Origin of the sequence: Myxococcus vastator (assembly GCF_010894475.1) — a bacterium.
Lineage (GTDB): Bacteria > Myxococcota > Myxococcia > Myxococcales > Myxococcaceae > Myxococcus > Myxococcus vastator.
On record NZ_JAAIYB010000242.1, the window covers coordinates 1 to 12,465 of the forward strand.

Consider the following 12,465-nt stretch of genomic DNA (forward strand, 5'->3'; position numbering starts at 1 on the left):
GCGTGAAGTGGCGCACGAACACGTCCTCTCGTGCCGTGCATCTCGCGCCAACGCCGCTCCAACGTGCGCGCCCGCATTCCCCCACACAAGGAGCTGCACTTCATGAAACATCCCCTCCCGGGGCTCGTCCTCGCCGCCTCGCTGTTCACCCAGGGCGCGTCCTTCGCGCAGTCCGGCATGCCCGACAGCCCGCCCTCCCAACAGGACGCGGTGTCCGTTCAAAAGGGCATGGCCACCTACCGCGGCTACACCGCCCCCACGGACGAGAAGGCGCTGCTCGACCGGCTGCACCTGGCGAACCAGAACGAAATCAAGACGGGCCAGCTCGCCCAGCAGCGCTCGCAGAATCCGGACGTGAAGGCGTTCGGCGCCATCATGATGAAGGCGCACACCGCGCTGGACCAGAAGCTCACGTCCTACGCGCGCAGCAAGGGCCTGAAGCTGGCCGAAGCCCCCAAGCCGATGAACGACGCGGAAGAAGCCTCCATGGCCAAGAACAAGGCCACCCTGGAGCAGCTCCAGGTCATCCGCGGCGCCCCCTTCGACTCCGCCTATCTGGCCTCGCAGGTCGCGGGACATGACGCCGTCCTGGGCATGGTCCTCACCGCCCAGAAGGCCATGCCCAAGGCCACGCCCGAGCTCGCCGCCATGCTCCAGGACCTCAGCAAGCAGGTGCCCGCTCACCGCCACCAGGCCTGGTCCATGCTGGGCAAGCTGGAAGGCGACACGGGCGTGGGCGGCTCCGGCCCGGCGCACGAAGCGCCGCCGAAGCCCTGACCCGACGCGCGGCGCGCGCTCCCACGCCGTACACCCCTGAATCCCGATGATGAAGCCGGGGACGCGCACGGGGCATGATGGCTCGCATGATGCCTCGGACGCTGACCCTGACCTTCGCCGTCACCGTGAGCGCGCTGCTGACCGGCTGCTTCAGCGACACGGACACCCTCTGCGAGAAACGGAAGGAGTGTTTCTCGGACACGCTCGACGTCCAGTCGTGCGAGGACGACCTCAGGGCCTGGATGGAGCGGCAGGACCAGGACCGCCGCCGGGACAAAGTCGCCGAATGCGCGGACTGCCTCGGCGGCCACACCTGCTCGCAGATTCGCACCGCCTGCATCGGCGCCTGCATGGGCGTTCCCTGAGGCATGAACGACAGCGGGGCCCGCACCTCACGATGCGAGTCCCGAGTCCTACGACATCACGCGGTGACTACTTGCGCGTCCACTGGTCCAACCAGCCCAGGACCTCATCGTGCCACTGCACGCTGTTGGCCGGGCGCAGCACCCAGTGGTTCTCCTCCGGGAAGTAGAGCAGCTTGGAGGGAATCCCCTTCCGCTGGAGCGCCGTGAAGGTGCCCAGGCCCTGCGTCTCCACCACGCGGAAGTCCTGCCCGCCGTGGATGACCATCATCGGCGTCTTCCACTTCGCGACGTGCTCAATCGGGTTGTGCTTGCTGTAGCCCTCCGGGTTCTCCCACGGCGTGCCCTTGTGCTCCCACTCCGGGAACCACAGCTCCTCGGTGTCGAAGTAGCCCATGCGCTCGTCGAGGATGCCGTCGTGGTTCACCAGGCACTTGAAGCCGTCCGGCCAGTTACCGGCAATCCAGTTGATCATGTACCCGCCGTAGCTCGCCCCCAGCGCGCACATCTTGTCCTTGTTGATGAAGCCGTAGCGCTTGAGCGCCGCGGCCAGGCCCTTCTGCAGGTCCTCGAACGGCTTGCCACCCCAGTCATCGGAGATGGAGTCGGTGAAGGCCTGCCCGTAGCCAGTGGAGCCGTGGAAGTCGACCATGACGGCCACGTAGCCACGCCCCGCGTACACCTGCGGGTTCCACCGGTAATGGAAGTGATTGCCGAACGAGCCCTGCGGCCCACCGTGGATGAGGAACGCCAGCGGGTACTTCTTCTTCGGGTCGAAGTTCACCGGCTTCACGACGTACGCGTGGACCGTCTCGTTGTTCCAACCGGGGAACGAGAACTGCTCGAAGGCGCCGAAGCGGATGCGGGCCAGCGCGTCCTGGTTCACCTGGGTGAGCTGGCGCGAGGCCGAGCCATCCACGTTCATCACGTGCAGGTCCGCGGGAGAATCCAGGTCGTCATACACATAGACGAGCCGGCCTCCGGCGGCCGGCTGCGGCGCGCCCGCGGCGCCATCCTTCGTCAACTGGGTGGGCTTGCCCGTGGCCACGTCCAGCGCGAAGACAGGCTGCTGGCCCACGTGCCCGGCGCTGGCGAAGAGCGTCTTGCCGTCCGCGCTCCACGCGAGGCTGCCCACGGAGCGGTCCCAGTCCTGGGTGAGCACGCGCTCCTGGCCGCCAGGCCAGGTGCGGAGGATGACGCGGTAGCGGTCCGCCTCGAAGCCGGGGCGCGACATGGCCAGGTAGGCCAGCGTCTTGCCGTCCGGGCTGAAGACGGGGCTGGTGTCGGTGGCGCGGTTCTTCTCCGTCAGCTTGCGCGGCTTCGCCTTGCCATCAATCGGCGCGACGAAGAGGTCCAGGTCCGTGGACCAGGCCTCGGCGCGGCCCACGTCCCGCGCGGCGAAGACGATGCTCTTGTTGTCCGGCGTGAAGGTGAACTCCTCCGCGCCACCAAAGGGCTTGGAGGGGCTGTCCGCGTCCATGCCCTTCATCACGTCCACGGGCGCGCCGCCGGCCACGGGGACGACGAAGACGTGCGAGCGCCGCCCGTCCTTCCACGTGTCCCAGTGACGCGCGAAGAGCTTGTCGTAGGTGCGGCCGGTGGCCTTGCGCTTGGAGCGTTCCTCCTCGCGCTGCGGGGTGCACTCCAGCGTGGGGCAGTCCGGAAACACCTCCAGCGCCACGGCCAGCCGCGTGCCGTCCGGCGACACGCGGAAGGCGCCCACGTCCAGGGGCAGCTTCGTCACCTGCACGGCCTCGCCGCCGTCCACGGCCAGCCGCCACACCTGCGAGGAGCCGCCGCGCGAGGACAGGAAGAAGAGGCTCTTGCCATCCGGCGCCCAGGTGGGCTCGGAGTCCGCGTCCGGATGCGAGGTGAGCTGGCGTGGCGCGGCGTTTCCGTCGACGCCGACGCCGACGAGCCACAAGTCGGTGCGTCCCCGGTTGGCCTCCATGTCCGTGGTGCGCAGGACGTAGGCGACCTGCTTGCCGTCCGGCGAGACGCTGGGGCTGCTCAACCGGCGCAGCGAAATCATGTCGTGGTGGGTGAACGGCTGGGGCCGGGCCGGCGCCGGAGTGGCGCTCAGGGCCAGGGCCGCGAGAAGCGACAGCGACAAGGGAGTCTCCTGGTTCAGTCGCCCCGCCGTCACCCCAACCGAGGGGCGCGTCACGGGCACGGTTGTCGGGGGTGGACGCTGCCTGCTACGGCCCGCGCTGTCCACCTCCGCGTACCCAGGGTGCCACCCACGCGCGTCCCCGGCGCACTCCGTCATGACGCGGCGCTGCGACGCGGTTAGACACGGCCCCATGAGCGAGCCCATCACCGTCCGCGTCTGGTCCGATTACGTCTGCCCCTGGTGTTACGTGGGCTACGCCGAGGTCCAGAAGCTGAAGCAGGAGTACGACGTCCAGGTGGACTGGCGGCCCTTCTACCTGCGCCCGGAGACGCCGCCCGAGGGCCTCCCCCTGCCCGACTACGTGCGCGAGAAGATGAAGGACCCGAACAACCCGCTGAAGCTCCGCGCCCAGTCCGCCGGGCTCACCCTGGTGATGCGGGAGCTCATCCCGTCCACCCGCCGCGCCCACGAGGCCACCGAGTACGCCCGTGAGCAGGGCCGCCTGGAGCCCTTCCACGCCGCCCTCCTGCGCCGCTACTGGAGCGAGGGCCAGGACCTCTGGCAGTGGGACACGCTCCGCGGCGCCGCCCAGGAGGCGGGGTTGGACCCGGACGCGGTGCAGCGCGTCGTCGAGGAGGGCCGCTACACGAAGGTCGTGGAGGACGCCATCCAGGAGGCGCGGACCCTGGGCGTCAACGCGGTGCCCACGTTCGTCGTCGGGGAGCGCTTCGGCCTCCAGGGCGCGCAGGAGTACCCGGTGTTCCAGGAGGCCATGCGGCGGCTCGGCGCGACGCCCCGCGCGCGGCCCTGAGCGTCAGAGCCCCTTGAGCAGCACGAGCATCCGGCCGAGCGTCTCGTCGCCCCCGCTCCCCGCCAGCCCCTGGGCCAGCGCGTGGAGCTGGGGCGCCTGCTCGACGTGCTTCGCGATGAGCTGGAAGCACTCCACCGCGGCGGCGTCGAGCCGGGCCCGGGCTTCGGCCGTGTCCGCCGCGCCCTCCGCGCAGAGCGCCACCACCGTGGGGTGGCCGAAGAGCGTCCAGCTCACGACGGCCTCGCGCAGCGCCATGCGGAACACGTAGTCCAGCACCCGCGGCGCGTCGGTGAAGGGGTGACGCAGCCAGTGGTTCACCGCGTGGTGGCGCAGGTACTGCTCCACCCGCTGTGACAGCCCGGGTGACAGCCGCTCACGGCGCTCCGCGTAGCGGCGCCACGCGTCGTCGGGCAACAGGTCCGCGCCGCCGTAGGACTCCAGCACCCGCTCCACCAGCGCGTGGAACCGCTCGCTCCGGACCGCGCCCAGGCGGGACTTCAGCGCCGCGGCGCAGATGCCCACCCACGGGCCTCCCGGCAGCGCCAGCGCCGCGAAGCCACCGTGCAGCGCCGTCAGCGCCTCCGGCAGGGAGAAGGCCCGCAGCACCTCCGCCAGCAGGGCCTCCGCGCCTTCACGCGCGTCGCCGCGAAACACCTCCGTGCCTTGGAAGTAGAAGCCGTCCAGCCTCAGGCCCAGCTGCCCCAGCGCGAAGAGCCTCGCGGCGAAGGGCAGCTCGCCACGCTGGAGCACCGACAGCGCGGTGGAACGCACGGCCTCCGCGTGCCGCGTCCACGCGTCCTCGGAAGCGCCGCCGCCCAGGGAGCGCGCAACCTCGGGACGAAGCGCGAGGTCCTCGGACACGGGCACGGTGTCCACGGCGTCCTCCGCCAGCAGGCACAGCCGAGCCACCTCTGGACACGCGAGCGAGCCCGTCACCTCCAGCCCGTGCGCCCAGCGCGTGGCGACTCTCGGGAAGGTGGCGCACGCGTCCGGCAGCGCGGCTTCGCCGTAGGCGCGGTGCAGTGAGCACGTCTTGCGCGCGTCGAGGAACACGCAGTGCCCGTCCTCGCGCTTCGCGATGACGGCCTCGTCGCCGGGGCTGGCGCAGGGCTCCGGCTGGATGAAGGCCTCCACCCGCTCCGCGTCCGGGCCGCCCGCCACCGCTTGCTTCAAGTGCCGCAGGCGCGGCTCGCTGACGAGCACGACGAGCCCCGCGCAGCAGGTGTCCTCGCAGGCGTCCGCGAGGCACCTGAAGCGCGTCATGTACCGGGGCGCGGTGGCCGTCATGGCGGTGCGTTACTTCCGGCCCAGCGCCTTCTTCACGAAGCCCCAGAAGCCACCCGCGCGCTCCTTGAGGTCGGCGCCACGGCGGTCCTCGGCGGCCTTCACGGACTCCTTGCTGACCTGGAGCTGCTTCTGGAGCTCCTCCGGCGAGTAACGCGTGGCCAAGGTGGCCTTCACTTCCTTGCGCGTGGAGTACTCGCGCGCCTCCACGTGCAGCACGCATTCGGAGTCCAGCTTGAGCGTCACCGCCACGCGCACCGAGCCCTTGGGCCCCTTGGGCAGGCCTTCGATGCGCACGGTGCCCAGGTACTCGTTGGCGGAGATGTGGTTGTCCTCGCCCTGGAAGATGGACAGCTCCAGGAAGGCCTCGTTGTCCTTCGTCGTGTTGATGGCGAAGGAGCGCTGCGCGGGCAGCGGGCTGTTGCGCTCGATGACGCGCTTGAAGGCGCCGCCGGGCATGGCCACGCCCACCGTCATCGGCAGCACGTCGATGAGCACCACGCTGCTCACCTTGTCCACGGAGCCCGAGTAGAGCGCCGCGCCCAGGGCCACGGCTTCATCCGCGTTGACGCTGGCCTGCGGGCCCTTGCCGAAGAGCCCCTTGAGCTTGTCGCGCACCAGCGGCATGCGGCTCATGCCACCCACGAGGATGATGTCGTCCACCTCGGCCGCCTTCAGCTTCGCGTCCAGGAGCACGTCGCGCACCACGTCGATGGTGCGGCTGAGCAGCGGCTCGCAGATCTTCTCCAGCTCCTGCCGGCTGAGGACGACGCGCAAGTCACGCGGCCTGCCCGTGTCGTCCATCATCAACATGGGGATGTGGACCTCGAAGGTGCTGCGCTCGGACAGCCCCATCTTCGCGCGCTCGGCGGCGTCACTCACGCGCGACAGGGCGATGCCGTCACCCGTGAAGGCGATGCCTTCCTTCTCCTGGAAGCGCGCCAGCAGGTAGTCGACGATGAGGTTGTCGAAGTCGATACCGCCCAGGAAGATGTCGCCGCCGGTGCCGAGCACCTCGAAGACGTTCTTCTCGATTTTCAGAATCGTGGCGTCGAAGGTGCCGCCGCCCAGGTCGTAGACGAGGACCTTCTTGTTGAGGTCGCGGTTGAGGCCGTAGGCGAGCGCCGCGGAGGTGGGCTCGTTGAGGATGCGCTCCACCTTGAGGCCCGCGAGGATGCCGGACTTGCGCACGGCCTCACGCTGCGGCTCGGAGTAGTACGCGGGCACCGTCACCACCGCGCGCTCCACCTTCTGGTTGAGGTGGGCCTCCGCCATCTCCTTGCACTCGCGGAGGATGATGGCCTGCACCTCTTCCAGCGACAGGGCCGTGTCCGCCAGCCGCACGGCGGCGCGGCCCGCGGAGTCGGGGACGATGTCGTAGTGGAAGCGCTCGCGGACCTGGTTCACCACGGCGCTGTCGTAGGGACGTCCGACGAGCCGCTTCGCGCCGTAGATGGTGTGCTGGGGACGCAGCACCAGCTGGTTCTTCGCGCGGTGGCTGACCAGCAGCTTGTTCTGCGCGTTGAGCGAGATGACGGAGGGAATGGTGTTGTAGCCCTCGCGCGAGCGCAGCACGAGCGGCCGGCCGTTGGAGAGCAACGCCACGCACGAGTTCGTGGTGCCCAGGTCGATGCCGATGACGGGCCCCGTGCCGCTGAGCGGCCCCGGCGGAGGCAGGAACACCGTCTTCGGCAGGCCGTGTTCATCCAGACCGGGCGCTTGCGCGGCGGCCTTCGCCACGGCGGGCGCGAGCACCGAGGGTGCCACCGGCTGCTCCGGTGCCCGAGGCGCCTCCCGGCGAACCTGGGGAAGCCCCTGCGGAGGCGGCGGTGCCACGGGCGGCGGAGGCGGAGGACGGGACGCCGCGGGCGGCTGCACCGGCGCGGGCGCCGCGCGTGGAGGCGGTGGCGGCGCGACGGGAGGGACCTCCTCCATGTCCTCGGACAGGTCCAGGTCGAACTCGATGCTGCCTCCACCCGTGCTCGCCGGAGCAGGCGCGCGCGGCGGCGCGGGGCGCACATCCTCGGTCAGGTCGAAGTCGAACTCGATGCCAGCCGCGGGAGACGCGGCCGGAGCCGGCGGCGGCTTGGGCGCCACCGGGGCGCGCGGCGGCGGCGGCGAGGGCGCGGCCTCGACCTCGCTCAGGTCCAGGTCGAACTCGAAGCTGCCTCCACTGGAGACAGGTGCTGGCGGAGGCGCCACGCGCGCGGGCGGCGCCGCGGGCGCACGAGGCGGCTCCGCGATGGCGTCCCCCAGGTCCAGCTCGAACTCGAAGGGCCCACCTCCCGCCGGTGCGGACGACGCCGGCTCGACCTCCAGGGAGATTCCGACCTCGATGGGCGGCTCGTCGAGCGGCGCGCCCATGGCCACGGGCGCATCCCCCGCCGGGCTCTCGATTTCAAACTCGAAGCCCGGCAGTGGCTCGTCGATGTCCAGCGCGCCCACGGACGGTGGCGGCGTGCTCGCGATGAGCTCGTCGAGCGGAATGTCCACATCGTCAGCGGCCACCGGAGGCGGCGGCGAGTAGGAGACGGGCACGCGGCTCGGAGGCGGTGTCCTCGGCTCCGCCTCCACCGGCGGGCCCAGGTCGAACGGCTCGTCCAGGACCGGCGCGGAGGAACCACCCTCCGGCTCCAGGTCATCGAACAGGGAGTCGAGCGCGATGCCCCCCACCTCCGCGGGCGCGGCGGCGGGGCGCGCGTGCACAGGGGACACGGGACGGGCCTGAACCGGCGACGCGGGACGGGCCTGCGCCATGGGCGCGATGGACGGCGCAATCGCGGGCGCCACGGACGGCGCAATCGCGGGCGCCACGGACGGCGCAATCGCGGGTGCCACGGACGGCGCAATCGCGGGCAGGGGCTGGACGGCGGACGCGTTGGAGTCCGCGACGGTCTTCCGCATCAACATCATGTCGACGAGCGCGCGGCTCGCCGTGTCCAGCTCCTCGAACTGCAGGCCCATGCCCGGAGGCCCCGCGGGGTCACCGACTTCGCGCACCCAGCGGACCAGCGCGGAGCCACGCAGCACCCGCACGCCTCCGGCAATCTGCACCTCGAACTTGACGGGGGTCCCCACCGCTTGCGGGGTGCGCGAGCGGATGAACATCCCACCCGGGCTCAGGTTGGTGGCGAACTCCTCCGCGAAGCTCCCCACGCTCTCGTGCTTCAGCTTCACCAGCAGGCCAACTGCTTTCCTGTCCGTGGTGCGCCTGCCTTGATCCATGGCGAGGACAATCGCGGTACGCGACCCGCCGCTCAAGTAGGTTTTGACCCCTTGGTCCCCTGCCCGGCGAATGGGCGCTGACAGGTGGGCAGACCGCCTACCTGCACCTTCCTATATCCTCGGCGGCGTCCCTCGGGAGCCCTCATGAGCGCCATCCCTCTCGCAGTCCCAGTCCCCGCACGCGCGGGCTGGCTCGTCGACCGGCGGCACGACTTGATTTCCACCGGGGGTGGCCTCGGGGTGAGTCTGGCGCTGGTCGGACTCCATGTCTGGGGCGGCGTCAGCAGCCTGGTGTTGTGGTGGGCGTGGGTGTTGGCGCTGGATGGGCCGCACCTGTTCGCCACGGTGTCGCGGACCTATCTGGACGCGAAGGAATGGCGGACGCGGCGGCGCTTGCTGCTGGGCAGCCTGGCGTGGTTCGCGGTGGGCCCGGCGTCATTTGGACTGTCGGCGCTGCTGGGCACGAAGCTGCCCTTCGCCCTCTTCATGACGGCGGCGGCGCTCTGGGCCTACTGGCACGTGGTGCGGCAGCACTACGGCATCATGGTGCTGTACCAGCGCAAGGGCGGTGAGTCGCTGCCACTGGACCGGCGGCTCGACAGCGTGACGCTGTACACGGGGCTGCTGGCGCCCTTCGTCGCGTTCGCGGTGTCGCATCCGGGCGCGCGCAAGCAGCTGGGCCTGCTGGGTCCGCCCACGTGGGAGCCGGTGGTGGCCGGGGCCTGCTTCGCGGCCGTGCTGGCGCTGGTGGTGCTCTACGCGGGCCGGCAGGTGCGGCGCCACCGCGCGGGCCTGAAGGTGAATGCGCCCAAGCTGCTGATGATGGGCGCGGCGATGGGACTGTCGGCCGGGGTGTTCTGGCCACCCTTCGCGGCGCGCATGGACTTCATCATGTTCGCCGTGGCGGTGACGGCGTTCCACAACGTGCAGTACCACGGCGTGGTCTGGTTCTATCACCGCAACCGCTACCACGCGGCGGGCGTGGACCCGGCGCCGTTCGGCTGGGCGCCGAAGGTGAGCCAGCGCTTCATCCTCTACGCGGGGTGCGGCGTCGTCTTCACGCTGCTGTACCGGGGCCTGGGCTGCGGCTTCGGCGCGCACCCGGGCTGCGGCGGCTTCGACTTGAAGGTGCCCCTGGGCGCGGGGCTGACGCTGCGCAACCTGATGGAGTGCTTCATCTGGGGCTTCGCGCTCCACCATTACTACCTGGATCAAAAAATCTGGCGCGTGAGCCGGGACAGCGGGTTGAACCGGGACTTGAAGCTCGAGCCGGCACCGGCCGCCTGACCTCCGGCCCGCCTGGCACCCAGGAGGCGACATCTGGATGCTGGAACCCCAGGCGCGGTCCGAATCCGGTGATAGCGTGCGCCACGAATGAAGCGGATTCTCTGGGTCCTGGGTGCAGCCCTCGTGCTGCTGGTGGCGTCCGGCGCGGGCGCCTTCTTCTGGATTGAGCAGCAGGCACACTCGGCCGCGGCGCCGCCTGGCGCGGACGTGGTGGAGTTCACCGTGCCCAAGGGGACATCCGGGCGCGGCCTGGGCACGCTGCTCGAATCGCAGGGCCTCATCCGCGACACGCGGGTGTGGCGCTGGCACCTGTACCGGCGCGGCAGCTTCGCCCCCAAGGCGGGCCGCCATGAGGTCAGCCCGTCGATGACGTTGGCCGAGCTGGCCACGGAGCTGGAAGGCAACCCCATCCCCGAGGACGTCCCGTTCGTCGTCGTCGAGGGCTGGCGCCTGCGCGACACGGACGCGGCGCTCGTGGCCGCGGGCTTCATCAAGCCGGGCGCGTACATCGCCGCGGCCAGCAAGCCCCAGCGCTTCACCGCGCCCTTCCCCCTGCCCTCCATGGGCACGCTGGAGGGCTACCTCTACCCGGAGACCTACGGCGTGATTCCGGGCAAGTTCGACGTGGAGGCGCTCATCCAGCGTCAGCTGGACGCCTTCGCGCAGCGCTTCTACGCGCCCAACCGCGAGGCCCTCACGAAGAGCGGACGCACGCTGCACGAGGTGGTGGTGATGGCCTCCATGCTGGAGCGCGAGGAGCCGCTGCCCGAGCAGCGCCCCCTGGTCGCCGGCATCCTGTGGAAGCGCGTGGACAAGGGCTTCCCGCTCGGCGTGGACGCCACGTCGCGCTACGAGCTGGCGCGGTGGAATGACCGCATCGCCTTCCTCAAGCGCCTGAGGGATCCGCGGGACCCGTACAACACGCGGCACAAGAAGGGCCTGCCGCCCGGCCCCATCGGCGCGCCCACCGTGGCCTCGCTCCAGGCCGCGATGGCGCCCAAGCCGAGCGAGTACTGGTACTACCTGCACGACGCGCAGCGCATCCTCCGCCCGTCGCGCAACGCGGAGGAGCACGAGGCGCTCCGCCGCAAGTACAACGTGTACTAACTCAGTCCTCCCACGCTCTTCACGCCCCCACAACGCTGGAATGGCACCCAGGAGCCTGTCGGAGTAATTCAACGACCCACTACATATTGGGCCTCGGCCTCAAGGTCGGCACCACTACCTGTATGTCTAGCTCGTTTCCCACTACTCCAACACGCCCCCAGGCGTCGGCCGAGCCCAGATATCCGCAAGGAGCCTGTCGCCACATCACGATGCCCCACTACAGCGTGGGCCTCGATGCCAAGCCCGGCATCGCCGATCGTGGGGCGCATCCCAATTTCGCCATTAGGGAGTACGGAAATTATTCGTCCGATTTTCGCATTCTGATGCCGATTTCCCGAGGGAGAGAGAATTCCTCTCATGGCAAAGTAATTTGTAGGCGGGCCCGTACCGCAATACCCCCCCAAAAGAGTTCCAAGATGGCGCGAGGTCGAACACCCAACCAGACGCCCCCTCCCATAGACCGAGGAAAGTTCCAAGTACGCTCCCTCTTGCTAGGTACGAGGGTGTGCGTTAACACTTGGCTATCATGGAGAAAACCCGGCTTGAGCGTCGTCCTGAAGCACGTGCATTTATGGTCGAGACGCTGTTGCAACATGTGAAGGATGGGAGGATCCGGGTACCTGACTTCCAGCGACCTCTTCGGTGGCGCTCCGCACATGTAGTGGATTTCTTTGACAGTGTTTATCGAGGGTTTCCTGTCGGAGATCTTCTCTTGTTTAAGGGACCAGCTGAAGCGGCCCCCATTCACTACGGGTCATTTCACATTGAGGCCCCAAACGTAGCGGATGCCTACTATGTAGTAGATGGCCAGCAACGCATTACCGCCTTGGCAGGAGCAATGCTCCACCCAGACACACGTCCTCGCGGAGACATCCATGCCATTTGGTTTGACTTGGAGAAAGAGTTATTCATCCGCGGTCAAGTCGCAGATCCCCCTCCTCACTGGATCCCGGTCAATGTTGTAGGCGATTCGTTCGTCCTACTGAACTGGCTTAATGACTGGCCATATCGGAGTGGGCGGCCAGATTTGGTTCAACGTGCCATCGCGCTTGGCAAGGCTCTGCGCGAGTACCAAATCCCAGCCTATATCGTTGAAGGAGCAGCACAAGACGTATTACGACTCATCTTCAAACGCGTAAATACCTCTGGCGTTGCAATGCAAGAAAGCGAGGTGTTTGAAGCTCTATTTGGCGGCCAAACACCTCAGCCAATCCAAAGCGCGTGTGCTCGGCTACAAACAGAAACGGGCTTCGGCGAGATCACCCCAGATTGGTTCCTGCGATGTTTGAAGGTCGTAGAGGGTCTTGACTTACGGCAGACTTTCACTCGACGCGAAAGTGATGCGGTAGGAGGACATCCTGGGGCAGTCGAAAGAACCGAGAGTGCACTCAGACATGCAATCAGTTTCTTGTCTGAGGATGCTGGCATTTTTCATGCCCAACTCCTTCCTTACCGTCTGCCCCTAGTCGTCCTTGCCCGATTCTTTCATATCCATCAGA

9 protein-coding genes are annotated in these 12,465 nt (G+C 68.6%); 6 read left to right on the top strand and 3 right to left on the bottom strand.

The features are described from left to right. The first annotated feature begins 102 nt into the window (after nt 1–102). Both G4D87_RS22555 and G4D87_RS22560 read left to right on the top strand, forming a co-directional pair. Nucleotides 103–777: a DUF4142 domain-containing protein gene (locus G4D87_RS22555; protein ID WP_163784242.1), complete on the top strand. Its 675-nt coding sequence runs from the start codon at nt 103–105 to the stop codon at nt 775–777. 86 nt (nt 778–863) lie between these two features. Next, nucleotides 864–1,142 carry a hypothetical protein gene (locus G4D87_RS22560; RefSeq protein ID WP_240358502.1) on the top strand — a complete coding sequence of 93 codons (279 nt, stop codon included), beginning with the start codon at nt 864–866 and terminating at the stop codon, nt 1,140–1,142. Nucleotides 1,143–1,209: 67 nt separating this feature from the next. Here G4D87_RS22560 and G4D87_RS22565 read toward each other — a convergent pair whose 3' ends face one another. Further along, nucleotides 1,210–3,252: a S9 family peptidase gene (locus tag G4D87_RS22565; RefSeq protein WP_205507687.1), complete on the bottom strand. Its 2,043-nt coding sequence runs from the start codon at nt 3,250–3,252 to the stop codon at nt 1,210–1,212. A 190-nt stretch (nt 3,253–3,442) separates the two neighbouring features. Between G4D87_RS22565 and G4D87_RS22570 the strand changes: the two genes are divergently transcribed. After that, nucleotides 3,443–4,063, top strand: coding sequence for a DsbA family oxidoreductase (locus tag G4D87_RS22570; RefSeq protein ID WP_240358503.1), 621 nt, complete (start codon nt 3,443–3,445; stop codon nt 4,061–4,063). Nucleotides 4,064–4,066: 3 nt separating this feature from the next. Here the strand turns inward: G4D87_RS22570 and fliB are convergent, their stop codons facing one another. Together fliB and G4D87_RS22580 are read right to left on the bottom strand one after the other, a co-directional pair. Continuing rightward, nucleotides 4,067–5,350 (bottom strand): flagellin lysine-N-methylase, encoded by a 1,284-nt coding sequence (gene fliB / locus G4D87_RS22575; protein WP_163784249.1) that lies wholly within the window; start codon nt 5,348–5,350, stop codon nt 4,067–4,069. A gap of 9 nt (nt 5,351–5,359) precedes the next feature. Continuing rightward, nucleotides 5,360–8,572 (bottom strand): TIGR02266 family protein, encoded by a 3,213-nt coding sequence (locus tag G4D87_RS22580; protein WP_163784251.1) that lies wholly within the window; start codon nt 8,570–8,572, stop codon nt 5,360–5,362. Between the two features lie 144 nt (nt 8,573–8,716). Here G4D87_RS22580 and G4D87_RS22585 point away from each other — a divergent pair, with 144 nt between their 5' ends. The 3 genes from G4D87_RS22585 to G4D87_RS22595 form a co-directional block, all read left to right on the top strand. Continuing rightward, on the top strand, nt 8,717–9,859 hold the full coding sequence (locus G4D87_RS22585; protein WP_163784253.1) for a hypothetical protein: 1,143 nt from the start codon (nt 8,717–8,719) through the stop codon (nt 9,857–9,859). A gap of 87 nt (nt 9,860–9,946) precedes the next feature. Further along, the gene (mltG, locus tag G4D87_RS22590) at nt 9,947–10,966 is read left to right on the top strand and encodes an endolytic transglycosylase MltG (RefSeq protein WP_163784255.1); all 1,020 of its coding nucleotides are present in this window, start codon (nt 9,947–9,949) and stop codon (nt 10,964–10,966) included. 526 nt (nt 10,967–11,492) lie between these two features. After that, the coding region (locus tag G4D87_RS22595) for a DUF262 domain-containing protein (RefSeq protein ID WP_163784257.1) at nt 11,493–12,465 on the top strand (973 nt) is incomplete at its 3' end.

Excerpts from the sequence above, each read along its gene's own strand:
- G4D87_RS22580 (WP_163784251.1), bottom strand. The coding sequence starts at position 8,572 with ATGGATCAAGGCAGGCGCACCACGGACAGGAAAGCAGTTGGCCTGCTG.
- mltG (WP_163784255.1), top strand. The coding sequence starts at position 9,947 with ATGAAGCGGATTCTCTGGGTCCTGGGTGCAGCCCTCGTGCTGCTGGTG.
- G4D87_RS22585 (WP_163784253.1), top strand. The coding sequence starts at position 8,717 with ATGAGCGCCATCCCTCTCGCAGTCCCAGTCCCCGCACGCGCGGGCTGG.
- G4D87_RS22555 (WP_163784242.1), top strand. The coding sequence starts at position 103 with ATGAAACATCCCCTCCCGGGGCTCGTCCTCGCCGCCTCGCTGTTCACC.
- G4D87_RS22570 (WP_240358503.1), top strand. The coding sequence starts at position 3,443 with ATGAGCGAGCCCATCACCGTCCGCGTCTGGTCCGATTACGTCTGCCCC.
- G4D87_RS22560 (WP_240358502.1), top strand. The coding sequence starts at position 864 with ATGATGCCTCGGACGCTGACCCTGACCTTCGCCGTCACCGTGAGCGCG.
- fliB (WP_163784249.1), bottom strand. The coding sequence starts at position 5,350 with ATGACGGCCACCGCGCCCCGGTACATGACGCGCTTCAGGTGCCTCGCG.